The following is a 23,897-nucleotide window of genomic DNA, read 5'->3' as shown; positions in this document are numbered from 1 at the left end:
CACTGCGGCGCGCACCACTGCCCGCCTGCCCCCCCTGTACCCCGGCTGCAGCCCGGCTGCGGCTCAGACCGGATCGCGTTCCACCGGGCAGCTCATGCACCGCGGCCCGCCCCGGCCCCGCCCCAGCTCGCTCCCCGGGATCTCGATCACCTCGATCCCCTCCTTGCGCAGATGGGTGTTGGTGGTGACGTTCCGCTCGTACGCGATCACCACGCCCGGCTCCACGGCGAGCACATTGCACCCGTCGTCCCACTGCTCCCGCTCCGCGGAATGCACGTCCTGGGTGGCCGTCAGCACCCGGATGGCATCCAGCCCGAGGGCCGCTGCGATGGCCCGGTGCATGTGCTCCGGCGGATGGTCGGTGACCTTCAGCTCCTGGTCCGCGCTGCCCGGCTCGATCGTGTAGGAGCGCAGCATGCCCAGGCCCGCGTACTGGGTGAAGGTGTCGGCGTCGACCATCGTCATCACCGTGTCGAGGTGCATGAAGGCCCGGCTCTTCGGCATGTCCAGCGCCACGATGGTGCGCGCCGAACCGGCCGCGAACAGTCCGCGGGCCAGCATCTCCACCGCCTGCGGGGTGGTCCGCTCGCTCATCCCGATCAGCACCGCACCGTTGCCGATGACCAGGACGTCCCCGCCCTCGATGGTGGAGGGGTAGTCGGCCTGGCCCTGGGACCAGTAGTGGAAGGCCCCGGAGGCGGTGAACAGCGGATGGTGCTTGTAGATGGCCTCGAAGTGCACGGTCTCCCGCTGCCGGGCCGGCCAGCGCATGGCGTTGATGGAGACCCCGTCGTAGATCCAGGCGGAGGTGTCCCGGGTGAACAGGTGGTTGGGCAGCGGTCCCAGCAGGAAGCCGTCCAGCTCCAGGGCGTGGAAGCGGACCGACACCGGCTCGGCGTGCCGCTCCAGGAACTCCCGCTTGGTCATCCCGCCCACCAGCGCCTCGGCGAGTTCCGTCGAGGGCAACTCGTCGAACACGGCCCGCAGATGGTCGGTGGCGAGCGGCCCGTACTCCTTCTCGTCGAAGACCCGGTCCAGGACGAGGCGGCGGGCCTCCGGAACGTCCAGCGCCTCGGCGAGCAGATCGCCGAACAGGTGGACCTCCACCCCCCGGTCCCGCAGCACATCGGCGAAGCCGTCGTGCTCCTGCCGGGCCCGCCGGACCCACAGCACGTCGTCGAAGAGCAACGCGTCCTTGTTGCTCGGGGTGAGCCGCTTCAGCTCCAGGTCGGGCCGGTGCAGTATGACGCGGCGCAGCCGCCCGGTCTCGGAGTCGACATGGAATCCCATGTCGTACACGTTCGCAGACCGGGCGGCGTTTTGATGTCCTGTTTCCTCAGCGCAGGCCGAGGAGTGCCGTGGGTGCGCCGGTCAGCTCCGGGCCGATCACTCCGAGCTTCGGGGCCACCACGTTCGGCAGCCCGGAGTTGGAGGCATCCGGCATGGTCAGCGGCGAGCCGAGGACCGCACCCGGGCTGCGGGCCAGCAGGGTGGTGGCGGGGGCGTCGAGCGAGCCCTCGCCGTCCGTTTCCTTGCTGCCGAGCAGGTTGGGCACCGGGGAGCTGACCAGGGTGTCGCCGAGCTCGGTGCCGACCGGGATCGCCGGCAGCACCGGGGTGGGCAGCATGTCGCCCTGGTGGTGCACGGGCGGCTCGATCGCGCCGACCACCGGCAGCGGCACGCCGGTGCCCAGGCGCGGGGCGTCCACCCCCAGCGCGCCTTCGACCGCATCCAGCGGCACCCCCACCGGGACCCCGCCGGCGACGGCCGGGGCCGCCGCTCCGGCAGCGGCCATACAGGTCATGAGCGCCGCAATGCTTCCGCGCGCGGTCATCTTCATATCTGACGTTCCGTCCTTCCGTCCGTGGCACATGCGTGGCGCATCCGTGGCATATCCGTGGCATACACACCGCTGCCCTGGAAGAACGATCCCGCGCGCCGGTGGTCACCGCCCTGCCGTCACGGGTGCGCCCGGCGTCACGGGTACGGCCGGAGCTCAGAGCCGCGGGTCCACCGGCTCCGACTCCAGCGCCAGCACCGCGAACACCGCCTCGTGGATCCGCCAGAGCGGCTCCCCCGCCGCCAGCCGGTCCAGGGCCTCCAGCCCCAGCGCGTACTCCCGCAGGGCCAGCGACCGCTTGTGCCCGAGGAAGCGCTGCCGCAGCCGCTCCAGGTTCTCCGGACGGGTGTACTCCGGGCCGTAGATGATCCGGAGGTACTCGCGTCCGCGCACCTTGACGCCCGGCTGGACCAGCCGCCCGTCCGCCCCGCGCTCGTACGCCCGGAGCGGCTTGACCACCATGCCCTCGCCGCCCGCCGCGGTCAGCTCCAGCCACCATTCGGTGCCCGCCCGGACCGATTCCGGGTCCGTGGTGTCGACCAGCACCCGGCCGGTGCGGCGCAGCAGCCCGGTGCCGCTCTTCTCGTCCGCCTCGACCAGCCGGTCCAGCCAGGCCAGCTGCTCGTCGTGCGGGACCGCGGCCAGGCTCCGCCCGTCGGCCGCCAGCAGCTGGAACGGCGCGAACCGGACCCCGTCCAGGCCGTCGGTGGTCCAGCAGTAGCGCCGGTACGCGTCGGTGAACGCGGCTGCGTCCTCGGCCCGGCCGCGCTGCCGGGCGAGCAGTTCACCCGTGTCGACCCCGCGGGCGGCGGCTGCCTCGAGGGCGGCCAGGGCCTGCGGGAACACCGCGCCGGCGGCGGCACCCACTGCCGCGTACTGGTGGCGCAGCAGTCCGGTGGACTTCAGCGACCAGGGCAGCAGCTCCCCGTCGAACAGCAGCCAGTCGGTGGCGAGTTCCTCCCACAGGCCGGCGCCGGCGACCGCGTCGCGCAGCCGGGTGAGGACCTCCTCGGTGACGGCCGGGTCGTCGAAGAAGGGCCGCCCGGTCCGGGTGTAGACGGATCCGGTGACTCCGGTCACCCCGAAGCGCTCGCCGGCCACGCCCGCGTCCTTGCAGAGCAGCACGACCGCGCGGGAGCCCATGTGCTTCTCCTCGCACACGACCTGTGCGATGCCGTCCTTGCGGTACTGCTCGAACGCCTGGGCCGGGTGCTCCAGGTAGCCTTCCTCGCTCGAGGTGGCGGTCGGGGCCATGGTCGGCGGCAGGTACGGGACCAGCCGCGGGTCGACCGCGAACCGGCTCATGACCTCCAGGGCCGCCGCCGCGTTCTCCTCGCGCACGGTGACGTTGCCCAGGTGCCGGGTCTCGACGATCCGCTTCCCGTGGACGTCGGCCAGGTCGAGCGGGCGCCCCTCCAGGCCCCCGGGCGCCTCGGCGGCCAGCGGCTTGACCGGCTCGTACCAGACCTTCTCGGCCGGTACGTCGACCAGTTCGCGCTCCGGCCAGCGCAGCGCGGTCATCTTCCCGCCGAAGACGGCTCCGGTGTCCAGGCAGATGGTGTTGTTGATCCACGAGGTGTCCGGGACCGGGGTGTGCCCGTAGACCACGACCGCCTTGCCGCGGTAGTCCTCGGCCCACGGGTAGCGCACCGGCAGGCCGAACTCGTCGGTCTCGCCGGTGGTGTCCCCGTAGAGGGCGTGCGAGCGGACCCGGCCGGAGGTGCGGCCGTGGTACTTCTCCGGCAGGCCGGCGTGGCAGACCACCAGCTTCCCGCCGTCGAGGAGGTAGTGGCTGACCAGCCCGTCGATGAACTCCCGCACCTCGGTGACGAACTCCTCGTCCTCGCGGGCGAGCTGCTCGACGGTCTCGGCGAGGCCGTGGGTCTGCTGCACCGTGCGGCCCTTGAGGTGCCGGCCGAGCTTGTTCTCGTGGTTTCCGGGCACGCACAGGGCGTTGCCGGACTTGACCATGCCCATCACGCGGCGCAGCACTCCGGGGCTGTCCGGGCCGCGGTCGACGAGGTCGCCGACGAACACGGCGGTACGGCCGGCCGGGTGGACGCCGTCGCGGTAGCCCAGCTTGGCGAGCAGGGTCTCCAGCTCGGAGGAGCAGCCGTGGATGTCACCGATGATGTCGAAGGGGCCGGTGAGGTGGGTGAGGTCGTTGAAGCGCTTCTCCCGTACCACCTCGGCGGCGTCGACCTCCTCGACGCTGCGCAGCACGTGCACCTTGCGGAAGCCCTCGCGCTCCAGGCCGCGCAGGGAGCGGCGCAGGTCGCGGCGGTGCCGCTGGATGACCTGGCGGGGCAGTCCGGCCCGGTCGGGGCGGGTCGCGTTGCGCGCGGCGCACACCTCCTCGGGCAGGTCGAGGACGATCGCGATGGGCAGGACGTCGTGGGCGCGGGCCAGCTGGACCAGCTGGCGGCGGGCCTCCTGCTGGACGCTGGTGGCGTCGACGACGGTGAGCCGGCCGGCGGCCAGCCGCTTGCCGGCGATGTAGTGGAGGACGTCGAAGGCGTCCTTGCTGGCGCTCTGGTCGTTCTCGTCGTCGGCGACCAGGCCCCGGCAGTAGTCGGAGGAGAGGATCTCGGTCGGCTTGAAGTGCTTGCGGGCGAAGGTGGACTTGCCCGAGCCGGTGGCCCCGATCAGGACGACGAGGGACAGGTCGGTGACGGGCAGGCTGCGCTTCCTCGCGCTGTGCTCGGTCTCGTTGCTGCTCATGCGGCCCGGCCCTCCTTCGGGATCTCGGCAGTGCCATCAGCACTATTCAGGGTGAAGACGGCCATCTGGGTGGGCGGCCCGACCTCCGGGTCGTCGGGGCCGACGGGCAGGAACGCGGCCTCGTACCCGTACCGGGCGGCCACGTCCGCCGCCCAGCCGCGGAACTCCTCGCGGGTCCACTCGAAGCGGTGGTCGCCGTGCCGGACGTGGCCGGCGGGCAGCGACTCCCAGCGGACGTTGTATTCGACGTTGGGGGTGGTGACGAGGACCGTGCGGGGGCGGGCCGCGCCGAACACCGCGTACTCCAGGGCGGGCAGCCGGGGCAGGTCCAGGTGCTCGATGACCTCGCTGAGCACGGCGGCGTCGTAGCCGGCCAGCCGCTTGTCGGTGTAGGCGAGGGAACCCTGGAGCAGGGTCACCCGGGCAGCCTGCCGCTCGCCCAGGCGGTCCAACCGGAGCCGCTTGGCCGCGATCGACAGGGCCCGCATGGACACGTCCACGCCGACGATCTCGGTGAACGCGACGTCCTTGAGCAGTTCCTGCACCAGCTGCCCCTGCCCGCAACCGAGGTCCAGCACGCGCTGCGCGCCGGCCGCCCGCAGCGCGGCGAGCACGGCCTCGCGGCGCTGCACGGCCAGCGGCACCGGCCGCTCCTCGGTGTCCTGTGTCTCGTCCACCGCGTTGTCGATCTCCTCGACCTCGCTGCCGTCGGCCTCGGCGAGCCGGACCAGTTCCAGCCGGGCCATGGCCTCCCGGGTCAGGCCCCAGCGGCGGGCCAGGTAGCGGGCGGTGATGAGCTGGTGCTCGGGGTGTCCGGCCAGCCAGCCCTCTCCGGCGCGCAGCAGCTTGTCCACCTCGTCGGGAGCCACCCAGTAGTGCTTGGCGTCATCCAGCACGGGCAGCAGGACGTAGAGCTGCCGCAGCGCGTCGGCGAGCCTGAGCTCGCCTTCGAGCACGAGCCGTACGTAGCGCGAGTCGCCCCACTCCGGGAACTTCTCGTCCAGCCGGACCGGGACGGCCTCCACGGACGCCCAGCCGAGCGGGCCGAACAGCCGCTGCACCAGCTCCGGCCCACCACGGGCCGGCAGCACCGGGATCTCCACCCGCAGCGGCAGCGCCCGCTCCGGCAGTTCGGGCCGGGCGGTGCACTGCCCCTTCAGAGCGCTGCGGAAGACACTGCCGAGGGCGACGGCGAGCAGCGAGGAGGCGGCGTACGGCCGGTCGTTGACGTACTGGGCCAGCGCAGCATCGGGCGCCCCGCCGCGCCCCTTGCCCTGACCTCGCCGAACCAGCGCCACGGGGTCGACCTCCAGCAGCAGCGCGGCAGTGCAGCGCTCGGCCGTTGCCTCGGGGTAGAGGACATGGGCCGTGCCGTGGGAGGTGTTGAACCCCTGGGCCTTGCCCGGGTGCTTGTGCAGCAGAAAGCCCAGGTCAGTGGCCGGATTCTCGGCGGTACCGGTCGTGGTGATCGTCAGGAACATGCACTCGAGTATGGGCTGACCATCCCCGGCCGGGCGACCAGATTTCGGCGCGGCGACCCGATGTACGCCGACACGGCCGTGAGGATTCCGGCACAGCCGCCGCCGAACGCGCGTCCATCGTGCGGCACGTCGTCAAGCTGGTGGAGCCGGCCAGCGGGGACTTCCGCGTTCCCAGGCCCGGCTACTGCCCCAGAAAGGTCTTCCGCCACTCCAGCGGCGACATGGTCAGCGCGGCCTCCGCGAGGGCCTGCGCCGACGCCGTCTTGAGGCTGTTCAACGACGTGTCGATCCAGTCCTGTACGAGCGTGTAGCCCTGAGCGCGGTACTCCACGGCCTGCACCAGGCATTCGAGCTTGTCCGCGTCCTTCGCCACGATCGCCTCGGGGGTGTCGCCACTCTCGTACTCGCCCACGACCCGCTGCACCCCGGCTTTGACCGCCGGGTGCGCAGCAGAGACCTGATCCGCGGTGACGGTCTCGTTCGTCGCCGCATCGATGTACCGGCGTCCGATGTGCGGGATGTCCCCGATCCGGGTTTCTTGCGTGTCGTGGAAGAGGCACATCAGCGCGACCTTGGCGGGGTCCACGCCTTCCATCATGGCCAGGACAGCGCCGACGATGCCGACGCGGAAGGAGTGCTCTGCGATCGACTCGGGGTTGCTGTTCCCGGTAAACCACCACCCGGTCCGCTTCGCGTTCTTGAGCACGCCCATCTCGAAGAGGAACCCGGCCGTGCCCTGGGCGTTCGCCGTCTCGTCTGCCATGTGGTGACCCTCCGGTCTGTCAGGTGCGATCACGTAAAACGTAGTTCACGTGGCTGAGTTCGCGGCGGGATCTTTCCGAGATGCCACCCCCGTCCAACAGGTGCCCGGTACGCTCCGCGAGGTCCCGCACCAGCATGCCCGACGCCTGCGGCAACCACGGGTGGGCCGTCAGCAGGGCCCACATGGTGTGCGCGTACAGGTCGACGTACCCGGGGGCGTCGTGCAGGCCGTACGTCAGCCCGCGCAGCAGCGTGACAGGGTCCCATCCGGTCAGCTGCCGGTCCCGCATGAACAGGTCGTCGGACTGCGGCAGTGGGGTCCCACCCAGCCAATAGGCCCAGTAGTTCAGGTTCGCGGCCTCGCCCGCGTCGTCGTCCACCACCGCCCGCTCAATGAAGTCCAGCAGCGGCACCGGGTCCCCGAGCCGGGCGAGGGCAGTGGCCGTCGAACGCGCCTCCGCCCACTGCGGAGTCCAGCCGCGCCGCGCGAGCAGACCGCGTCGGGCATGGAGGGCCTGCGCGGTCCACGCCACCGCCTCTGGCGTCTTGTCGTACGAGGTCAGATACAGAGCCTGGCGGTGCAGGAGCACGCCCTGGGGGTCGGTCCTGGGCGCCGCCTCCGCTGTGGTCCGCAGTTGCTCGAAGAACGCGGCCCGGTCCGCCGCAGGGAGGAGTGGCGAGGCTGCTGCCGGCCCTCTCCGGCGGGGGGACGGAATCCCGGCAAGGGAAGGCGGCCGGGTACCTGTGAGCGCCCAGGCGAGCATGTGGGCGGTGTCCCGGGTGTGCACCCACTCAGCCAGGGGGTGCGGTCCGTCGCTGCCAGTGAGGGTGGCGCTGGTGATCCGGTCCGCGTCCATCGCCGCGTCGAGCATCCCCACGACCGCCGCGTCCGCACCGAGCCCGGCCAGCCGCCGCCGAAGTCCCAGGAGATCCACCGCCCTCATATGTGCGACCGGCCGCCGACCCGACTCCCACCCCTGCACCGTGGCCAGGTCCACGCCTAGGGCCTCGGCCATCGCCGCCTGCGTGAGCGGTACCGACTCCCGCGCCGTACGCAGCACAAAGCCCGCAATCGTGACGGTGGTTGGTCTCGTCGCCATCGCTCGCGCTCCCCGGTGCGGCCCCCTGCCTAAACACGTACCCGCAGTCAGTCCTACCGCACACAGCGCGACCGTACGTTCATCTTGCACGATCGACCAGGCTCAGTACCCGGGCCCGAGGTTGACGCCGCACCCCCGGCAGCGGGGCGCAGTCGTTCCTCCCCGGTCCCTGCGTCCCGCTGCGTCCCCCTCCCACCGAGGAGTGCGTCATGACCAAGCTGCCTCGCCGTCGCCCGCTCGTCCGTCAGCTTCAGGACGAGCCCGAGTTCGCCCCCCCCAGGGCGACGCCTTCGACAGCCCGGACCCCAGCCCCGCCCTCCAGGGCCGCGCCGCCCGGGGGTTGGAGAAATTCACGCTGGGCGCCGGCCCGACCATCAACCAGCGTGAGGAGCCGCAGCGGTGAGCCGCAAGGACGTCCCGAGCTGCAGGGCCGCTGACGGGCTCACAGTCTCCCCGCCCTGGTGGTCTCGCAGGCGCCACCCGGGCGGGGGCACCACTCCGCCCGCTCTGCCTGTAGTCGGCACAGGCCGAACACGGCGACGCCGGGGGTTAAGCCCCCACGCACCCGCGGCGCAACCAGGCACCACTCGCTCACACCGAAAGGAGCACGATGCACAGTGCCTTACGGCTAGCGACCATTCCCCGGTCCGTGATCATGCAGCCGACCACGCAGTGCCTCCCCATGGACTGCACGTATTGCTACCTACCGTTCCGGAAAACGAAGCACCTGATGTCGGCTGCCGTCGCCGAAGCCGTAGCCGCGGCCGTCAATCCGTGGGCGGCCGACAATCCGGTGTTCGAGGTCGTGTGGCACGGCGGGGAGCCACTGGCCACCGGCCGCGAGCACCTTGCGGCCCTCATGACCCCCTTCAAGGACGTCAAGCACAGCGTGCAGACGAACGCCGCACTCGTGGATGACGCGTGGTGCGAGTTCCCGCTGGAGCACGACGTACACGTGGGCGTCAGCATCGACGGCCCCGAGGACATGAACACCCACCGCGTCACCCTCGCCGGCCACCCGGGATTTCGCGTCACCCTACGGGGGATCGAGCGACTACGGCACCGCGGCATCCCCTACTCCGCCATCGCCGTGGTCTCTGACCCCGACCCGGCCGACGCCGCCCGCTTCTACGAGGTCTTCGCCGAGCTGGGTGTGACCACCCTCGGCGTCAACGTCGAAGAAGAGGAGGGCGTCAACACCGGCTCCAAGGCCGCCGACCCCGTGCGGGCGGCCGAGTTCTGGGCGGCCCTGGCGGATGCCTGGCGCGGCAACCCCGTCGTACGGCTGCGCGAGGTGCAGCGCGTTCTCAACTTCGCCGGTGCCGTCCTCACGGGTCACGAGACCGCCCCCCTGCCCGCGTCCTCGCCGTGGGACCCGCTGCCGACCGTCGCCTACGACGGCGGCGTGGTCATGCTCTCCCCCGAGCTGGCCGGGTTCACCGATCCCCGGTTCGGCGACTTCACCACCGGCAACGTACTCAAAAGCGGTCTGGACGTCCTGGTCGCCGAAGCCGAGGAACGCACTCCCTGGATCACCGAGTTCTGGGACGGCGTGGACAACTGCCTCGCCACCTGCCCCACCTTCTCCTTCTGCGGAGGGGCGCATCCCGCGAATCGGTATTTCGAACACGGGGGCCGCATGGACGGCACCCGCACCTCGTACTGCACCACCTCCAAGATCGCCCTACTCGAGGGAGTCACGCGACATGTCCGCGCACACCGCCCCTGACGCCACCACGCTCGTGATGGACTCGGCACCGGGATTCACATCTCTGCTGGAGGCCGCCGGATCTCAGGTCGTCGCCCGCTGGGAGAACGCCTGGACCACCGCCGTCTGGAACAACCAGTCCGCCTTCCAGACCGCCACCACCTTCGACAACCGGCCGACCTGGGACAACTGGAAGAACAAGTAGCGGCCTGCCGCGGCGGTCCAGCCAACCGCGCGGGACCGCCGCGGCACCTCACAGAACGGAGCACCCCATGACCACCCGCACGTTCGGCCACGTCACCGTCACCACCCCCGACCTGGACGAGCTCGGCCTGTACCTCTCGGCCGTCGACACCCTCGACAGCCCGCGCGGCACCGTCCAGGACTTCGCCTTTGGTGAGGCCGACCTGCGGTCGCTCGACCTCATAGACACCCAGCTCATCACCGGCCGCATCACGGGCTTGCGGTCCAAGCGTGTCGAGTTCGAGGGCCTGAACCTGCACGGTGTGGAGATCGCCAGCAGCGACCTCGGCGCCACCCGCTGGGGCGACAGCAAGCTGACCCGTGTGGTCCTCCGCGACTGCAAGCTGATGGGGGCCGCCCTGGACGGCCTGGTACTCGATGACGTGCTGTTCGAGGGCTGCAAGTTCGATTACGCCAGCTTCGAAAAGGTCCGTGCCACAGGGCCCGTCGCCTTCGTCGGCTGCACCTTCACCGAGGCCACGTTCACCGAGTGCGACCTGTCCGACGTCGTGTTCTCCGACTGCACGCTCAGGCTCACCGAGTTCGGCACCGGCCGCTACCGGGACACCGACCTGCGCGGCAACGATCTCTCGACCGTCCGCGGCGTCGTCAATCTGTCCAAGGTCCGCATCGATCACGGCCAGCAGAGTGACCTCGCCGAGGCCCTCGTGAACGAACTCGACATGACCATCGGCGACGACTGACCCAGGAGGACCAGTGCCCTTACGCGTAGCCTTCACCGACCAGGGCGCCTTGCGGGAGCGGTGCGACTTCGCCGCGGTCCGCACCGTCAGCGGGGATCCCGCCCTCGAAGACGGGGCGGTCGTACCGTCCGGGCAGTGGCAGCCGCTCAGCGAGGCCGCCGCCCAAGGGCTGGCCGCCCCGCCGTGGACCCCGCCGAGCACGCTGGTGGAGATCGTCCGGCCGCCGGCACCCACCGCCGGAAACCTGGAAGACCTGGCACAGCAGATGGGCGACGAACAGGCCCAGTACCTGGGTCAGGCCCTCGCCAAGCCCGACATGCTCACCACCACCGACAACTACCAGGACGGCCGCCGCATCGGCCTCCACCTCGACAACTGGGACAAGCTCCATTACGGGGAGAAAGCGACCGGCCGGCGCCGCCTCGCCCTCAACCTGGGCCCGGGAAGCCGGTACATCCTGCTGGGCACCCTCGACGCCCAAGCCGTCTGCCGGGCCGTCCACCCAGAGGATTACGAGTACCGCTACCCCAGCACTGACGACTACCGCGCCCACGTCGCCGCGGGCCAACCCATCCGGTGCGTCCGGATCCGTCTCGCGCCCGGCGAGGGCTACATCGCCCCCACGGAGTACCTGCTGCACGACGGCTCCACCGAAGACCAGGACCAGCCGTCGGTCATGGCCTTCTGGCTCGGGCACTGGCAGCGCGGCACCTTGCCGTCCCTGATCTGACCCCTACCGCAGCCCCCATTTCCTGTGCCCCCCGCCCCCAGCATTCAGCCGTCACCCGGCGCCGGGCGGGGTCGGGGGTCGCAGTCTGCGGGACAGGCCTGTGATGTGGGCGGGGCCGACGCGGCAGCAGCCGCCGATCAGGCGGGCGCCGGCGGTCTGCCAGGCGGTGGTCGGCCAGGGTGTCGGGGTGTCCGGTGGGTGCCAGAGGTGGGCTTCGGCGTCCCAGACGGAGCCGTCGTTGGGGTAGGCGACCACGGGTTTGCCGGTGGCCGCCGCGGCCGGGCCGATCGCGGCGAGGACCTCGGCGGGGTCGCAGCAGTTGACCCCGACCGCGATCACCTCCGGGGTCTCCGCGGCCAGGGCGAAGGCCTCGGTGAGGGGCTGGCCGGCCCGGGTCCGGCCGCCCTGCACCGTGTACGACAGCCAGGCCCGGGCACCCGTCCCGGCCAGGACGGACAGCATCGCCTCGGCCTCGTCGGTGTCGGGGACGGTTTCCAGGGCGAGGACGTCGGGGCCGGCGGCCAGCAGGGCCTCGATCCGGGGACGGTGCCAGGCGGCGAGCGCCGGCACGCTCAGCCCGTACCGCCCGCGGTACTCGGAGCCGTCCGCGAGCAGCGCCCCGTACGGTCCGACCGAGGCGGCCACCCACACCTCGTGGTCCGCGGCCTCGGCGGCCCGCGCGGCCAGGTCGACGCTGCGGTGCAGCAGCGCGGGCTCGGCCGGGACCTGGTAGCTCGCGGTGATCAGCACCTCGGCCCCGGAGCGGACGTAGGCGGTGTGGGCGGCCAGTACCTCCTCCGGGGCCTCGTCGAGCACCCGGCCGGTCCACCAGCCGCCGGACAGGTCGCAGCCCTGGTCGGCGAGCTGGTTGCTGAGCCCGCCGTCGAGCAGGACGGTGCGGCGGGCCAGGGCCTCGGCGAGCGGGCCGGATGCGCGGGTCATCGGGCGGTCAGCCGAGCTGGGGCAGGACCTGGGAGGAGATCAGCTCCAGGTGGTCCAGATCGTCGAGGTCGAGCATCTGGAGGTAGATCCGGGAGGATCCGATCGCCCCGTAGGTGCCGATCTTCTCCACCACTTCGGCGGGGGACCCGGCCAGTCCGTTGGCCTTGAGCTCGTCGACCTCCCGGCCGATGGCGGCGGCCCGGCGGGCCACCTCGGCGTCGTTCCGGCCGACACACACGACCAGCGCATTGGAGTACACGAGCTCGTCGGCGCTGCGGCCGGCCGCCTCCGCGGCGGCCCGGACCCGGCCGAACTGCCGCTCGCTGTCGGCGACGGAGGCGAAGGGCATGTTGAATTCGTCCGCATACCGCGCCGCCAGCGCCGGGGTCCGCTTGGCCCCGTGCCCGCCGATCAGGACCGGCACCTTGGCCTGCGCGGGCTTGGGCAGCGCCGGCGAGTCCTCGATCCGGTAGTGGGCGCCGGCGTAGTCGAAGGTCTTCCCGATCTCGGTGGCCCACAGGCCGGTGACGATGGCCAGCTGTTCCTCCAGCCGGGCGATCCGCTCCGCGGGGAAGGGGATCCCGTACGCCTTGTGCTCCTGCTCGAACCAGCCGGCGCCCAGCCCCAGCTCGATCCGGCCGCCGGACATCCGGTCCACCTGCGCCACCTGGATGGCCAGCACCCCCGGCAGCCGGAACGTGCCGGCCGTCATCAGGGTGCCGAGCCGGATCCGCTTGGTCTCGCGGGCCAGGCCCGCGAGGGTGATCCAGGCGTCGGTGGGGCCGGGCAGCCCGTCGACGGAGCCCATCTTCAGGTAGTGGTCCGAGCGGAAGAAGGCGTCAAAGCCCAGGTCCTCGGTGGCCCGGGCCACGGTCAGCAGGGTGTCGTAGTCGGCGCCCTGCTGGGGTTCGGTGAAAATGCGAAGATCCATACCTCCCATCCTGCCCTTCCCGCCCCTGCCGGGTGAATCTCCGTCAACATCGTGCCCCGGCGCCGATGGAGATCGTTGGCTCGGACGGAGCCGGACCGCCCGGCCCGCGCGCCGGCGGCCCCATGCCGGTACGTCCACCGCACCCTTCCGCATCGGAAGGGCCCGGGCCGAGGAGGCCGCCGCCATGTCCCAGGAGTCCGTGCCCGAGCACATTGGACAGGAGCCTCCGGTACTCGCGCAGAACGGCGCACCGAAGGGACTCCTCCAGCAGATGGAAGAGCTGATGGCCGCCCTCAACGCCGACCTCTCCCAGCTCGACGCCGACCTCCAGTCCTCCGCGGAGCGCACCCCCGACAACGGGAGCCCCTCCCCCTTCCCCAGCTGAACCGCCCCCCGGTCCCGCCGCCCCGCGCGCGGCGGGACCCGCCCTGCCGCCGGCGCTCAGGCGACCCCGGAGGCGGAGCCCCGCTCGCGGACCGAGAGCCGGCGCAGGATCGCCCGGACCCGGTCGCTGGACTCGTCGGCCGCGTCAATGGCCTCTATGCACGGCCAGTACAGAGCGTCGTCATCGGTGGCACAGGCCACTCCGACCAGCGCTATGCCGACCTCGCCCAGCAGCGCCTGCAAGCCCAGCAGGGCCTGTCGCACATCCGAAACCTCCGTCAACTGGGCCGCCCGTGGCGGATGGTCGGGCACTCTGCCCTCCCCGCTCAGCTGCGCCCGGTCGAGCACGCCGCAGCCTCTGCTCCCCGCCTCGCCGAGGCCCCTTGCCTCCGCTCTCAGCTCTCGCGGCCCAGTGACCGACAGCCAGCTGCCGATCCCCTGGGCCAGTGCCTGGGCCTGCCAGGCCTCGCCGACGATGTCCATCGCCGCCCCGCTCTGTGCCAGCGCATGCCGGCCGGCCGCGATCAGCCGCACCGCATCCATATGCCGTCCCCCGTCCGCACGACACCCCGTACTCATCACTACCCAGAGTGAAGGCAATGAGCCAGTAAAGCCAGGGGTATTCGGAAAATGTGGACAGAATCAGGGGTGTGGATATCGCCGTCACTCCGAAGAGTGACGATCCGGCCCCGGAGTGCCGGGCCGGGGGAAGCGGAGCTCGTTCCTCTCGATCTTCGCTGCGAGCGCATCCAGCACATCCACCCCGAGGACCTCACAGAACTGCAGCAGATACGCCAGGACATCGGCCACTTCGTCGGCCACCCGGTGCGCGGTGTCCGGCTCCTCCATCACCCGCGCCGACTGTTCCGGGGTCAGCCACTGGAAGATCTCGACCAGTTCGGCGGCCTCCACGCTCAGCGCCACCGCCAGGTTCTTCGGGGTGTGGTACGGCTCCCAGCCGCGGGCCGCCGCAAACTCGGCCAGCCTCCGCTGCAGTTGCCCGAGCCTTTCATCGCACTTCTCTTCTCCACTCACGGCACCAGGTCTACCACCGACACCCCCGGCAGCCCGCGCGCACCCACGGCCTCCTCCCCCACCGCGGCCACCAGCCGCAGGTGCCCCCGCCCGCCGGACAGCCGGGCCAGCCGCACCAGCTCGGCCCGCTGCCGGGCATCCAGGGCGCGCTCGAAGCCGTCGGCGAGCACGGTCAGCGTCTGCCGGGCCGAGGGCAGTTCGGCGGCGGGGTCCACCGCGAGCACCCCGGGGCCGGTCAGCAGCACCAGGGCGAGCGCGAGGAAGCGGAGCTCCCCGTCGCCGAGCCGGCCGAGGGCGGTGGCCGGGCCGGTGCCGCGCAGCAGCTCGGCGGCCACCCGGCCGTCGGCCAGCGTCCGGGCGGCCAGGTCCTGCACGGGACCGGCGCAGCCGGCCCGGGCGGCGTGCACCAGGAGGGCGTGCCGGGTGCCGCACTCGTGGCGGGTCCGGCGCAGTACGTCGGCGAGGTTGCCACAGTCGCCGGCCAGCCGGCCCTCGCCGGGCGCGGCGGGCGCACGCATCCGGTCCGGGCGCGGGTCGCAGGCGTACACCGAGCGCAGGGCGACCACCACCTGCTCGGCAGCCGCCAGCACCCGGCGCTCGGCCTCGGTCCGCCCGGCCACCCGGAGGGCCAGCAGGGCGGTGCCGAGCCGGTCGTCGGGCAGCGGGGCGCGGGTGACCCCGCCGGCGCCGCCGCTCAGCCAGGCGGCCTGGACCACCGGCCGGCCGGGATCGCGCAGGGCGGTGGCGAGCAGGGTCCGGCCGCCCGCGCTGAGCCGTTCGCCGACGATCCGCAGGCCGGGTTCGGCCTGTACGGCGAGGTCGAGGCGGACCGGCCCGGCCGGGCCGTCGACCGTACAGCCGATCCGGAACCCGCGCCTTCCGGCGGCGTCGGGCAGGGCCCGGTCGGGCACGCAGGCGGCTGGTTCGGGAAACACCTCGGCCAGCTCCGCCCCGCCCCCGAGACCGGCCAGGGCTGCATAGGCGGCCAGCACCTGGGACTTGCCGCTCCCACTGGGCCCGGCCAGCAGGGTGACGGGCCCTAAGGCGACCCCGACGCCCCGGTGCGGCCCGAAGGCGGACAGCCTCAGCTCACTCACCCCGGCCCGCAACTGCGGCCCGCCCTCCACCGGAGGCTCCGACACGGCCGAAGCCGGAGCCGAAGCCGGAACAGGCGGAGTGGGGGCGGTGGTCGTGGGCCAGGCGTAGGTGCGCGGGTCCGGGACCCGGGTGCGCACGGCGTCGAGGGCGGTGGTGGCAGTTGTGGCGGTGGCGGTGGTGGCGTCCATGCGGCGGACGGTACGGCCGGCCCGCAGGAGCGGGCCGCCGCCGAACCGTTCCGCCGTCCGGACCTTCCTACGATCGGGGGACGGCCGCCGCCGCGATCCCCTCCACTTCGGTGCCGACCGGTGCGAGCAGGAAGACGTTCCGGTCGACCCGGTGCATCCCGCTGCCCAGCCCGAAGACCACCCCGCTGCTGAAGTCCAGGATCCGCTTGGCCACTTCGCTGTCGGCCCCGGTCAGATCCAGCAGCACCGGGATCTGCGCGACCAGGTACTCGGCGACCTCGCGCGCGTCCGCGAAGATCTGGACTCTGAGCACGACGAACCGTCGCTGCTCGGCTGCCGCCGCCTGGTGAGCCGTGGGGATGGTGCGGTGGTCCACCCTCGACGGCCACTCGTTGCGACTGCGCAGGGGCACGACCTGTGCGAGCCCCTCCCACTGTTCGTCGGTGACGTCGTACCTGCTCACCGGCCCACCTCGGCCCCACGCTTCATGTGCATCCCCCCATCCTCTCGCGTTTCACCCGTTCAGCCCAACACCGACACGAACGACGTAGGGTCGCGGCCATGAGCAGTCGCGATGAGCTTCGTACACTGCCCCTTCCGCCACTGCCCGTTCCGCGGCCCCGGCGGATCGACGCGGTGCGCAACCACGAGCAGATCCTCGCCGCGGCCGACCGGTTGTTCGCCGAGCAGGATCCGCGAACGGTCACGATGGACCAGATAGCCAGGGCGGCCGGGGTGGGCCGGGCCACCCTGTACCGCCGGTTTCCCGATCCCCGGTCGGTCGCCGCCGCCCTCCTCGAGGAGCACGAGCGGCTCCTCCAGGGCCGGCTGGCGTACGGTCCGCCGCCCCTGGGACCCGGGGCGCCGGCCGCCGAGCGGCTCGCCGCCTTCTATGCGGCAGCCGTGGAGCTGCTGGAACGTCACCTTCCGCTGGCCCTGGGGGCCGGGGCGGGGCCGGCCCGGTTCACCACCGATGCGTACCGGCACTGGCGCCGCCATGTCCGGGCGCTGCTGGCGGAGGCCGGGGTGGCGGACCCGGACGCCTGCGCGGACATCGCCCTCAGCCCGCTGGCCCCGGAGGCGTACCAGCACCAGCGGCACACCCTGGGGCTCGGCCCCGAACGGATCGTCCACGCCCTCGGCGCGCTGGCCCGCACGGTGCTCAGCGGGGCCGCTACCCACCCGGACCGGGATGGGTTAGGTTAGGCATACCTAACCACGCCTCCTCGGGATGATGGAGAGATCCGCATGCGCATGTCCGGCGCCCCAGGCACCCCGGCGACCAGCACCGCCGCCCCCACACGGCCCACCGACGCCGAGCGGGTCCGGTCGATCCTCGCCGCCGCCCACTCCATGACCGTGGTCACCGACGGACTGCGGACCGAGGTCCGCCAGATGGACGGCTCCGATGTGCTCGGCCGGTTCCACCTCCACCCCACCCCGGCCCGCACCCTCCCCCAGGACGGCCGCCCGGCGATCCGGCTGGAGTTCACCGACGTCTCCCCCGCCCCGGTCCGCGACCGGGTGCGCGCCCGGGTCACCATCCTGGGCCACCTGCTCACCCCGTTCCCGGCCCAGGGCGGCGCGCCGGACCTGTCGGAGAGCACCTGCGTCGAGTACGCCCAGGCCGTCCTGGAGACCGCCGAGGGCCGCTCGTACATCGGCCTCGACGAGCTGGACGAGGCCTACCCCGACCCGCTCGCCCCGTACGAGGCGGGCATGCTCACCCACCTCCTCGACGACCACCCCGAACTGGTCACCCTGCTGCTCCGGCTGATCCCGCAGCAGCCGGCCGGCTCCGTCCTGCGCGCGCTGCCGCTCGCCATGGACCGGTACGGGATCACCCTGCGCCTGGAGACGCGGCACGGCCACCGCGACCTCCGGCTGCCCTTCCCCTCCCCGCTGGACGACGTCGAGCAGTCCGGCGCCCAGATCCAGGCCCTGCTCAGCGCCGCCCGCAGGCGTTCGCACCGCAACACCCTGCCCGCCTGATCCCGGAATACCGGAATAGCCGGAGCTGGGCGCCGGTTGCCGTGACCATGAAGGCAATCACGTACGACGCATACGGAACTCCCGCTTCCCTCCGACTCGTTGATGCCCCACAGCCCAAGGTCGGACCCGACGAGGTACTGATCAGGGTGAAGGCCGCCGGGGTCAACCCGGTGGACTGGAAGCTGGCCGCCGGCTACCTCGACCCCATCCTGGAAGTCCGTTACCCCGTGATCCCCGGCTGGGACGTGGCCGGTGTCGTCGAGGCGGTCGGCGAGGACACCTTCGACTACGCCGTCGGCGACGAGGTCTTCGGATATCTCCGCAAGGAGTGGGTGGAACTCGGCACCTACGCCGAGCTGGTCTCCGCCCCCGTCCGCACCCTCGCCCGGAAGCCGCGCTCGCTGAGCTTCGAGCAGGCAGCGGGCATACCCCTGGCCGGCCTCACCGCGTACCAGTCCCTCACCCGGGCGGGCCTGAAGGCCGGCGAGACCGTGGTGATCCACTCGGCGGCCGGCGGGACCGGCTCCCTGGGCGTGCAGATCGCGGTCGCCCTCGGGCTGCGCGTCATCGGCACGGCCGGTGCCCACAACCACGACTACCTGCGCTCGCTCGGCGCCGAGCCGGTCCTGTACGGCGAGGGGCTCGCGGACCGGATCCGCGAGCTGGCCCCCGAGGGCATCGACGCCGGCCTCGACTTCTTCGGGGACGGGGTGGACATCCTGCAGCCGCTGGTCCGGCAGCGCGACCGGGTGGTCTCCATCGCCGACTACGAGGCTGCCGCCAAGGGCGCCCACCAGCTGTGGGTGCGGCCCGACACGGCCGGCCTCACCTTCCTGGCCGAACTCGCCGACGCCGGAAAGCTGACCGTCAGCGTCGCGCACGCGCTGCCGCTCGAGGAGGCCGCGAAGGCCTGGGAGCTCAGCGCCTCCGGCCGGACCCGCGGCAAGATCGTCCTCACCGTGTGAGGTCCTGCCCCCGCCGGCGGACGGTCATACCGCCGCCCGCGCGTGGCGGTTGGCCGGCCGCGGGAGGCCGTAGTGCTCGCGCAGGGTGCGGCCGGTGTACTCGGTGCGGAACAGGCCGCGCTGCCGGAGGATCGGCACCACCTGGTCGACGAAGTCGGCGAGCCCCGTGGGCAGGACCGGCGCCATGATGTTGAAGCCGTCGGCGGCACCCCGGGTGAACCACTCCTGGAGCTGGTCGGCGATCTGCTCGGGGGTGCCGGCGACCACCCGGTGGCCGCGGCCCGCACCGAGCCGGGCGATCAGCTCGCGCAGGGTGAGCCCGTCCCGCCGGGCCAGCTCGGCGACCAGCGTGAACCTGCTCTTGTTGCCGTTGATGTCCCGCTCCTCCGGGAGGTCGGGCAGCGGGCCGTCCAGCGGCAGGCCGCTCAGGTCGGTGCCGAGCATGCCGGAGAGCTGGGCGAGGCCGTATTCCGGCACCTGGAGGTCGGTGAGCTGCCGTTCCAGCGCCTTTGCCTCGGCCTCGGTGGAGCCGAGGACGGGGGCGATGCCGGGGAGCACCAGCAGGTCCCGTTCGGTGCGCCCGTAGCGGGGCAGCCGGGACTTGAGGTCCTTGTAGAAGGTCTGGGCGTCGGCGAGGGTCTGCTGGGCGGTGAAGACGGCCTCCGCGTGGCGGGCGGCGAACTCCTTGCCGTCCTCGGAGGATCCGGCCTGGACGAGCAGCGGGTAGCCCTGCGGGGAGCGGGGCACGTTGAGCGGGCCGGCCACCTGGAAGTGTTCGCCGCGGTGCGCGGCCGGGTGCAGCCGGTCGGTGTCGGCGTAGATGCCACGCTCCTTGTCGAGGACGACGGCATCGTCCTCCCAGCTGTCCCAGAGCTTGGTGGCGACGTCGAGGAACTCGTGGGCCCGCTCGTAGCGGATCCGGTGCTCCAGGTGCTCCTCCCGGTTGAAGTTGCGGGCCTCGTCGACGGTGCCGGAGGTGACGATGTTCCAGCCGGCCCGGCCGCCGCTGAGGTGGTCGAGGGAGGCGAACTTCCGGGCGAGGTGGTAGGGCTCGTTGAAGGTGGTGGAGACGGTGGCGATCAGGCCGATGTGCTCGGTGACGGCGGCGATCGCGGCGAGCAGGGTGAGCGGCTCGAAGCCGCCGAGGGCGTTGTAGCGGGCCTTGCCCCAGAGGGCGAGGCCGTCGGCGAAGAAGATGGAGTCGAGCTTTCCGCGCTCGGCGATCCGGGCCAGTTCCTGGAAGTAGGCGAGGTCGGTGACGCGCTCGGGGCTGCTGTCCGGGTGGCGCCAGGCGGCGTCGTGGTGGCCGGCGTTCATCAGGAACGCGTTGAGGTGCAGGGTGCGGGGCGTGTGGGGCGTGTGGGGCGGGCGGGGCGTGTGGGGCGGCTGGGTGGTCATGTCGGTTCCGGTTCCCTAGGCGAAAGCGGGGACGCGCCAGAGGCTCAGGCGGCGTTCGATGGTGACGAGCAGCTGGTTGAAGCCGACGCCGATGGCGGAGATGGTGATGATTCCCGCGTACATCTGCGGGATGGCGAAGTTGAACTGCGAGGCGTTGATCAGATAGCCGAGGCCGGCTTTGGCGCCGATCATCTCGGCGGCCACCAGCACGAGGATGGAGACCGCTCCGGCCAGCCGGATGCCGGTGAAGACGGCGGGCACCGAGGACGGCAGGATCACCTTCTGGAACAGCCGGGGCGTGGAGAGGTCCATCGAGCGGGCGAGGCGGACGAGGGTCGGGTCGGCGTTGCGGACCGCGCTGATGGTGTTCAGCAGGATGGGCCAGACGCAGGCGTAGACGACGATGGAGACCTTCGAGGTCTCGCCGATGCCGAGGAGCAGGACAAAGACCGGCAGCAGGGCGAGGGCGGCGGTGTTGCGGAAGACCTCCAGCAGCGGGCCGAGCAGCTCGGCGACCGGGCGGTACCAGCCGATCAGCAGGCCGAGCGGGACGGCGACGGCGACGGCGATGCCGAAGCCGCCGAAGGAGCGGATCAGACTGGCCCGGACATGCTCGGCGAGCTGTCCGTCGCGGAGCAGCTCCCACCAGGCGACCGCCACCTCGCTGACCGGCGGGAGGAAGGTGGGATCGGCCAGGCCGGCGCGCGGGGCGATCTCCCACAGGGCGAGCAGGGCAAGAATGGCGGCGGACCGAAGCACAACGGCCCGCAGGGCCCGTCCGGCGGCCCGGGCGATGGCGTGGCCCCGCCGGGTGCGCGCCCGTACGATCGGCACCGGCGGCGCCTTGACGTCGGACGCGGGGGCTCCGGCGGCTCCGTCCCGCTCGGCCTCGGCGGTGCCGGCCCTGCCGTCCGCCTCGGCGGCGGCCAGGGCGGGGGCGGGGGCTTTCGCCGGAACAGCGGGCTCGCGCTCCGGCGCGGCGCCGGAACCGCCGTCTTCACCCTGCTCGACCTCGGGCTCGGCGGTCCTGGCCTTGCCGTCCACCGTAACCACGGCCGCGGCCGAGGCCGGAGCCGTGGCCGTGGCTTCCGCGGGAGCCGCGGGCCTCTGCTCGCGCTGCGGCGCGGTGCCGGTCGCAGTGGGGGCCGGGGTCGGCGGGATGGCGAGGCCCGCTGCGGCCAGGGCGGTGGTGTCGGTTCCGCTGGTCATATGGCTGCCGCCTCCTTCTCCTGTTGCTGGGCCCGGGCCACCTCGTCGTGGAGGAGGGTCCAGATCTCATGGCGGTAGCGGGCGAATTCCGGGCTGGAGCGCAGGTCTTCGCCCAGCAGTCCGGAGCGGTCGCCGAACGACACCGGTACGACCTCCTTGATGCGGCCGGGCCGGGAGGTCATGACCGCCACCCGCTGCCCGAGGTAGACGGCCTCCTCGATGCCGTGCGTGATGAAGACGACCGTCTTCCCGGTGCTCTGCCAGATCCGCCGCAGCTCGTCCTGGAGCGATTCCCTGGTCTGGGCGTCCAGCGCCGCGAACGGCTCGTCCATCAGCAGCACGTCCGGGTCGTACGCAAGCGAGCGGGCGATCGCGACCCGCTGGCGCATGCCGCCGGACAGCTCGTGCGGGTGCCGCCCCTCGAACCCCGTCAAGCCGACCAGATCGAGGAACTCCCGCGCCCGCGCGGCGCGCTGCCGCCTCGGCACGCCCGTGGCCTCCAGCCCGAACTCGACGTTGCCCTGCGCCGTGCGCCACGGCAGCAGCGCGTACTGCTGGAAGACGATGCCCCGGTCCAGGCCCGGCCCGGTCACCGGGCGCCCGTTGAGGAGGATCCGTCCGCCGCTGGGGCGGGCCAGGCCGCCGAGCAGGTCCAGCAGGGTGGACTTGCCGCAGCCGCTCGGGCCGACGACCACGGTGAACTCGCCGTCGGCGATCTCCAGGTCGATCCCGTCGAGAGCGGTGAACTCCCCGAAGGTCTTGCGTACGCCGTCGAACACGATGTGCGCCATGGCCGCTCCTCACCCCTTTCCGGGTGTGTGTGCGTGTGCGTTGAACTCGTTGGTGTAGAGGCCGGCCGCGGTCAGCTGCCCCTTCTTCACCTCGCCGCGGTCGCCCAGCCAGTCGAGCCAGAGCTGGAACCCCTTGTCCTCGATGCGCCCGCCGGTCTCGGCGACGCCGTAGGACCGCCAGTACTTCAGCACCGCGGTGTCCTCGTTGCGCCCGCGCTTCGTGACGATCTCCGTCATCCGGGCGATCACCTGGTCCCGGGGGGTGGTGCGGGACCACTCGATGGCCTGGGCCACGCCGGTGACGAAGGTGCGGGCGGTGTCCGGGTTCTCCTTCAGGAAGCGCTGGGTCATGACGTACGAGCCTGCGCTGAAGGCGCCCAGCAGCTCGAAGTCGGTGAACAGCGGCCGGATGCCGCCGGCCGCGAGGGCCTTGTCGCGCAGCACCCCGCCGAGCACGCCGACCTGGATCTGGCCCTGGCGAAGGGCCTGTTCGGTGTTGACGGGCGGGACCACGAGGGATTCGACCTTGGCGGCCTCGGACTTCGACAGGCCGTTGCGGCCGAGGTAGATCTCCAGCAGGGCCTGGGCGTGCGCGCCCAGGGTGTTCATGCCGACCTTCTTGCCGATGAGGTCCCGGGCGGAGCGGATGGGGCTGTCCTCCAGGACGTAGTAGCCGCCGTAGGAGTACTGGTCGCTGCCGTAGTAGGAGATCACCGCCTTGATGGGGGCCTTGGCGGAGGCGAGCTTGACGATCGCGCCGTTGAACGCGCCGCCGAAGTGGATCTGGCCGGTGGCGGCCGACTGGATGTCCTGGGGGCCGCTGATGGTGTTGCCGACCCATTCGAGCTTCAGGTCCTTCAGGTACCCGAGGTCGGCGGCGAGCTCGGGGAGGGTGACCTGGCCGACGGACCCCTGGTACTTGAGGGTCTTGACCTGGTCTCCGGACCCGCCGCCCGTGGCGGTGGCCGTGCCGCAGCTCACCGCTGCCGCCGAGATGCCGAGCAGGGTGAGGAACTGGCGCCGGGAGGTGGTGGGCGGGGTGAGTGCTGCGGGCATGGTGGTGGTTCCTTGTCGGGGCGGAGGTCGGTCAGGAGGTGCCGACAGCGGCGGCGGTGGCAGCGGTGGCGGCGGCTGTGACGGCGCCTGCGTTCACGGCGTACGCGAACTCGTCGACGGCCTGGTAGAGGTCGAGTTCGGCTTCGGGGCGCAGCCGGTCCGGCCGCTGCCCGTTCTCGCGCTCGATCGTGGAGTCGAGGAGGAAGCGTCCGGCGGTGACATGGCGGGCGCCGAGCGCGGCGAGGACCGGGCGCAGGGCGTAGTCGATGGTGAGGACGTGGGCGATGCTGCCGCCGGTGGTGAGCGGCAGGACGGTCTTGCCGGCCAGGCCGTCCTGCGGGAGCAGGTCGAGGAAGGCCTTGAGGATCCCGGTGTACGCGGCCTTGTAGACGGGCGTGGCGATGACCAGGCCGTCGGCTTCGGCGACGGCGGCCAGGGCGCGGCGCAATTCGGGCTGACCGGTGCGGGCGGCGAGCAGGTCGGCCGCGGGGAGCTCGCGTACGGCCAGGTGGGCGGTGTCGAGGCCGGCGTGGGCCAGGCGGCGCAGGGCGTGGTCGGCGACGACGGCGGTGCGGGAGTGGAGGGAGGGGCTGCCGGTGAGGGCGAGGATGCTGGGCAC

General features: G+C 72.2%; 25 protein-coding genes. 8 read left to right on the top strand and 17 right to left on the bottom strand.

Annotation, left to right across the window (positions count from 1 at the left end; all coding sequences use genetic code 11):
- Positions 1–63 precede the first annotated feature (63 nt).
- The 6 genes from ABT123_RS04175 to ABT123_RS04150 all read right to left on the bottom strand — a co-directional run bounded on the left by ABT123_RS04175 (position 64) and on the right by ABT123_RS04150 (position 7,904).
- Positions 64–1,290: an arginine deiminase gene (locus ABT123_RS04175; protein WP_351309520.1), complete on the bottom strand. Its 1,227-nt coding sequence runs from the start codon at positions 1,288–1,290 to the stop codon at positions 64–66.
- Positions 1,291–1,336: 46 nt separating this feature from the next.
- The gene (locus ABT123_RS04170; protein WP_351309517.1) at positions 1,337–1,834 is read right to left on the bottom strand and encodes a hypothetical protein; all 498 of its coding nucleotides are present in this window, start codon (positions 1,832–1,834) and stop codon (positions 1,337–1,339) included.
- Positions 1,835–1,996: 162 nt separating this feature from the next.
- The gene (locus tag ABT123_RS04165) at positions 1,997–4,561 is read right to left on the bottom strand and encodes a polynucleotide kinase-phosphatase (protein ID WP_351309514.1); all 2,565 of its coding nucleotides are present in this window, start codon (positions 4,559–4,561) and stop codon (positions 1,997–1,999) included.
- Complete coding sequence (locus tag ABT123_RS04160; RefSeq protein WP_351309511.1) at positions 4,558–6,042, bottom strand: 3' terminal RNA ribose 2'-O-methyltransferase Hen1; 1,485 nt, start codon at positions 6,040–6,042, stop codon at positions 4,558–4,560. Before ABT123_RS04160 ends, ABT123_RS04165 begins: the two co-directional genes overlap by 4 nt.
- A 181-nt stretch (positions 6,043–6,223) precedes the next feature.
- A complete protein-coding gene (locus tag ABT123_RS04155) occupies positions 6,224–6,805 on the bottom strand; it encodes an HD domain-containing protein (protein ID WP_351309508.1) in 582 nt (193 codons plus the stop codon).
- Between the two features lie 19 nt (positions 6,806–6,824).
- Positions 6,825–7,904 carry a helix-turn-helix domain-containing protein gene (locus tag ABT123_RS04150; protein ID WP_351309505.1) on the bottom strand — a complete coding sequence of 360 codons (1,080 nt, stop codon included), beginning with the start codon at positions 7,902–7,904 and terminating at the stop codon, positions 6,825–6,827.
- A gap of 610 nt (positions 7,905–8,514) precedes the next feature.
- Between ABT123_RS04150 and amcB the strand changes: the two genes are divergently transcribed.
- The 4 genes from amcB (at position 8,515) to ABT123_RS04130 (ending at position 11,289) form a co-directional block, all read left to right on the top strand.
- The gene (gene amcB / locus ABT123_RS04145; protein WP_351309502.1) at positions 8,515–9,633 is read left to right on the top strand and encodes a cyclophane-forming radical SAM peptide maturase AmcB; all 1,119 of its coding nucleotides are present in this window, start codon (positions 8,515–8,517) and stop codon (positions 9,631–9,633) included.
- Positions 9,611–9,817, top strand: coding sequence for a multiple cyclophane-containing RiPP AmcA (gene amcA, locus ABT123_RS04140; RefSeq protein WP_351309499.1), 207 nt, complete (start codon positions 9,611–9,613; stop codon positions 9,815–9,817). Before amcB ends, amcA begins: the two co-directional genes overlap by 23 nt.
- A gap of 67 nt (positions 9,818–9,884) precedes the next feature.
- Positions 9,885–10,559 (top strand): pentapeptide repeat-containing protein, encoded by a 675-nt coding sequence (locus ABT123_RS04135; protein ID WP_351309496.1) that lies wholly within the window; start codon positions 9,885–9,887, stop codon positions 10,557–10,559.
- A gap of 13 nt (positions 10,560–10,572) precedes the next feature.
- Complete coding sequence (locus ABT123_RS04130) at positions 10,573–11,289, top strand: hypothetical protein (protein WP_351309493.1); 717 nt, start codon at positions 10,573–10,575, stop codon at positions 11,287–11,289.
- Positions 11,290–11,340: 51 nt separating this feature from the next.
- On the opposite strand, the gene mmuM is transcribed toward ABT123_RS04130, so the two are convergent.
- Together mmuM and ABT123_RS04120 are read right to left on the bottom strand one after the other, a co-directional pair.
- Positions 11,341–12,231 carry a homocysteine S-methyltransferase gene (gene mmuM, locus ABT123_RS04125; RefSeq protein WP_351309490.1) on the bottom strand — a complete coding sequence of 297 codons (891 nt, stop codon included), beginning with the start codon at positions 12,229–12,231 and terminating at the stop codon, positions 11,341–11,343.
- 7 nt (positions 12,232–12,238) lie between these two features.
- Entirely contained in the window at positions 12,239–13,162 is a 924-nt protein-coding gene (locus ABT123_RS04120) for an LLM class F420-dependent oxidoreductase (RefSeq protein ID WP_351309487.1), read from the bottom strand.
- A gap of 184 nt (positions 13,163–13,346) precedes the next feature.
- Between ABT123_RS04120 and ABT123_RS04115 the strand changes: the two genes are divergently transcribed.
- Positions 13,347–13,547, top strand: coding sequence for a hypothetical protein (locus tag ABT123_RS04115; protein WP_351309484.1), 201 nt, complete (start codon positions 13,347–13,349; stop codon positions 13,545–13,547).
- A 56-nt stretch (positions 13,548–13,603) separates the two neighbouring features.
- On the opposite strand, the gene ABT123_RS04110 is transcribed toward ABT123_RS04115, so the two are convergent.
- The 4 genes from ABT123_RS04110 to ABT123_RS04095 form a co-directional block, all read right to left on the bottom strand.
- Complete coding sequence (locus ABT123_RS04110) at positions 13,604–14,089, bottom strand: DUF6099 family protein (RefSeq protein ID WP_351309481.1); 486 nt, start codon at positions 14,087–14,089, stop codon at positions 13,604–13,606.
- 120 nt (positions 14,090–14,209) lie between these two features.
- Positions 14,210–14,581, bottom strand: coding sequence for a nucleotide pyrophosphohydrolase (locus tag ABT123_RS04105; protein WP_351309478.1), 372 nt, complete (start codon positions 14,579–14,581; stop codon positions 14,210–14,212).
- Positions 14,578–15,867 carry an AAA family ATPase gene (locus ABT123_RS04100; RefSeq protein ID WP_351309475.1) on the bottom strand — a complete coding sequence of 430 codons (1,290 nt, stop codon included), beginning with the start codon at positions 15,865–15,867 and terminating at the stop codon, positions 14,578–14,580. Before ABT123_RS04100 ends, ABT123_RS04105 begins: the two co-directional genes overlap by 4 nt.
- A 67-nt stretch (positions 15,868–15,934) precedes the next feature.
- A complete protein-coding gene (locus ABT123_RS04095) occupies positions 15,935–16,330 on the bottom strand; it encodes a cell division protein SepF (RefSeq protein ID WP_351309472.1) in 396 nt (131 codons plus the stop codon).
- A 98-nt stretch (positions 16,331–16,428) separates the two neighbouring features.
- Here ABT123_RS04095 and ABT123_RS04090 point away from each other — a divergent pair, with 98 nt between their 5' ends.
- From ABT123_RS04090 to ABT123_RS04080, 3 genes are read left to right on the top strand one after another with little or no spacing between them, the layout of a single operon-like run.
- Complete coding sequence (locus ABT123_RS04090; protein ID WP_351309469.1) at positions 16,429–17,073, top strand: TetR/AcrR family transcriptional regulator; 645 nt, start codon at positions 16,429–16,431, stop codon at positions 17,071–17,073.
- Positions 17,074–17,115: 42 nt separating this feature from the next.
- Positions 17,116–17,859, top strand: a complete 744-nt coding sequence (locus ABT123_RS04085) for a DUF2470 domain-containing protein (protein ID WP_351309466.1) — start codon at positions 17,116–17,118, stop codon at positions 17,857–17,859.
- Between the two features lie 47 nt (positions 17,860–17,906).
- Positions 17,907–18,824: an NADP-dependent oxidoreductase gene (locus ABT123_RS04080; protein WP_351309747.1), complete on the top strand. Its 918-nt coding sequence runs from the start codon at positions 17,907–17,909 to the stop codon at positions 18,822–18,824.
- A 24-nt stretch (positions 18,825–18,848) separates the two neighbouring features.
- On the opposite strand, the gene ABT123_RS04075 is transcribed toward ABT123_RS04080, so the two are convergent.
- From ABT123_RS04075 to ssuE, 5 genes are read right to left on the bottom strand one after another with little or no spacing between them, the layout of a single operon-like run.
- A complete protein-coding gene (locus tag ABT123_RS04075) occupies positions 18,849–20,222 on the bottom strand; it encodes an LLM class flavin-dependent oxidoreductase (protein ID WP_351309463.1) in 1,374 nt (457 codons plus the stop codon).
- Positions 20,223–20,237: 15 nt separating this feature from the next.
- Positions 20,238–21,431, bottom strand: a complete 1,194-nt coding sequence (locus ABT123_RS04070) for an ABC transporter permease (RefSeq protein WP_502970855.1) — start codon at positions 21,429–21,431, stop codon at positions 20,238–20,240.
- Complete coding sequence (locus tag ABT123_RS04065) at positions 21,428–22,222, bottom strand: ABC transporter ATP-binding protein (RefSeq protein WP_351309460.1); 795 nt, start codon at positions 22,220–22,222, stop codon at positions 21,428–21,430. Before ABT123_RS04065 ends, ABT123_RS04070 begins: the two co-directional genes overlap by 4 nt.
- 9 nt (positions 22,223–22,231) lie before the next feature.
- Positions 22,232–23,278, bottom strand: coding sequence for an ABC transporter substrate-binding protein (locus ABT123_RS04060; RefSeq protein WP_351309457.1), 1,047 nt, complete (start codon positions 23,276–23,278; stop codon positions 22,232–22,234).
- Positions 23,279–23,309: 31 nt separating this feature from the next.
- The gene (gene ssuE / locus ABT123_RS04055; protein WP_351309454.1) at positions 23,310–23,897 is read right to left on the bottom strand and encodes an NADPH-dependent FMN reductase; all 588 of its coding nucleotides are present in this window, start codon (positions 23,895–23,897) and stop codon (positions 23,310–23,312) included.

It is taken from the genome of Streptomyces sp. NPDC002054 (genome assembly GCF_040296685.1).
Lineage (GTDB): Bacteria > Actinomycetota > Actinomycetes > Streptomycetales > Streptomycetaceae > Streptomyces.
Note: the sequence above shows the minus strand (reverse complement) of the source record. Positions and strands in the feature narration are given on the sequence as shown.

Excerpts from the sequence above, each read along its gene's own strand:
- ABT123_RS04115 (WP_351309484.1), top strand. The coding sequence starts at position 13,347 with ATGTCCCAGGAGTCCGTGCCCGAGCACATTGGACAGGAGCCTCCGGTA.
- ABT123_RS04085 (WP_351309466.1), top strand. The coding sequence starts at position 17,116 with ATGCGCATGTCCGGCGCCCCAGGCACCCCGGCGACCAGCACCGCCGCC.
- ABT123_RS04075 (WP_351309463.1), bottom strand. The coding sequence starts at position 20,222 with ATGACCACCCAGCCGCCCCACACGCCCCGCCCGCCCCACACGCCCCAC.
- ABT123_RS04100 (WP_351309475.1), bottom strand. The coding sequence starts at position 15,867 with ATGGACGCCACCACCGCCACCGCCACAACTGCCACCACCGCCCTCGAC.
- amcB (WP_351309502.1), top strand. The coding sequence starts at position 8,515 with ATGCACAGTGCCTTACGGCTAGCGACCATTCCCCGGTCCGTGATCATG.
- ABT123_RS04165 (WP_351309514.1), bottom strand. The coding sequence starts at position 4,561 with ATGAGCAGCAACGAGACCGAGCACAGCGCGAGGAAGCGCAGCCTGCCC.
- ABT123_RS04135 (WP_351309496.1), top strand. The coding sequence starts at position 9,885 with ATGACCACCCGCACGTTCGGCCACGTCACCGTCACCACCCCCGACCTG.
- mmuM (WP_351309490.1), bottom strand. The coding sequence starts at position 12,231 with ATGACCCGCGCATCCGGCCCGCTCGCCGAGGCCCTGGCCCGCCGCACC.
- ABT123_RS04120 (WP_351309487.1), bottom strand. The coding sequence starts at position 13,162 with ATGGATCTTCGCATTTTCACCGAACCCCAGCAGGGCGCCGACTACGAC.
- ABT123_RS04175 (WP_351309520.1), bottom strand. The coding sequence starts at position 1,290 with ATGGGATTCCATGTCGACTCCGAGACCGGGCGGCTGCGCCGCGTCATA.
- amcA (WP_351309499.1), top strand. The coding sequence starts at position 9,611 with ATGTCCGCGCACACCGCCCCTGACGCCACCACGCTCGTGATGGACTCG.
- ABT123_RS04080 (WP_351309747.1), top strand. The coding sequence starts at position 17,907 with ATGAAGGCAATCACGTACGACGCATACGGAACTCCCGCTTCCCTCCGA.
- ABT123_RS04060 (WP_351309457.1), bottom strand. The coding sequence starts at position 23,278 with ATGCCCGCAGCACTCACCCCGCCCACCACCTCCCGGCGCCAGTTCCTC.
- ABT123_RS04160 (WP_351309511.1), bottom strand. The coding sequence starts at position 6,042 with ATGTTCCTGACGATCACCACGACCGGTACCGCCGAGAATCCGGCCACT.
- ABT123_RS04110 (WP_351309481.1), bottom strand. The coding sequence starts at position 14,089 with ATGGATGCGGTGCGGCTGATCGCGGCCGGCCGGCATGCGCTGGCACAG.
- ABT123_RS04065 (WP_351309460.1), bottom strand. The coding sequence starts at position 22,222 with ATGGCGCACATCGTGTTCGACGGCGTACGCAAGACCTTCGGGGAGTTC.
- ABT123_RS04070 (WP_502970855.1), bottom strand. The coding sequence starts at position 21,431 with ATGACCAGCGGAACCGACACCACCGCCCTGGCCGCAGCGGGCCTCGCC.
- ABT123_RS04090 (WP_351309469.1), top strand. The coding sequence starts at position 16,429 with ATGAGCAGTCGCGATGAGCTTCGTACACTGCCCCTTCCGCCACTGCCC.
- ABT123_RS04170 (WP_351309517.1), bottom strand. The coding sequence starts at position 1,834 with ATGACCGCGCGCGGAAGCATTGCGGCGCTCATGACCTGTATGGCCGCT.
- ABT123_RS04150 (WP_351309505.1), bottom strand. The coding sequence starts at position 7,904 with ATGGCGACGAGACCAACCACCGTCACGATTGCGGGCTTTGTGCTGCGT.
- ABT123_RS04155 (WP_351309508.1), bottom strand. The coding sequence starts at position 6,805 with ATGGCAGACGAGACGGCGAACGCCCAGGGCACGGCCGGGTTCCTCTTC.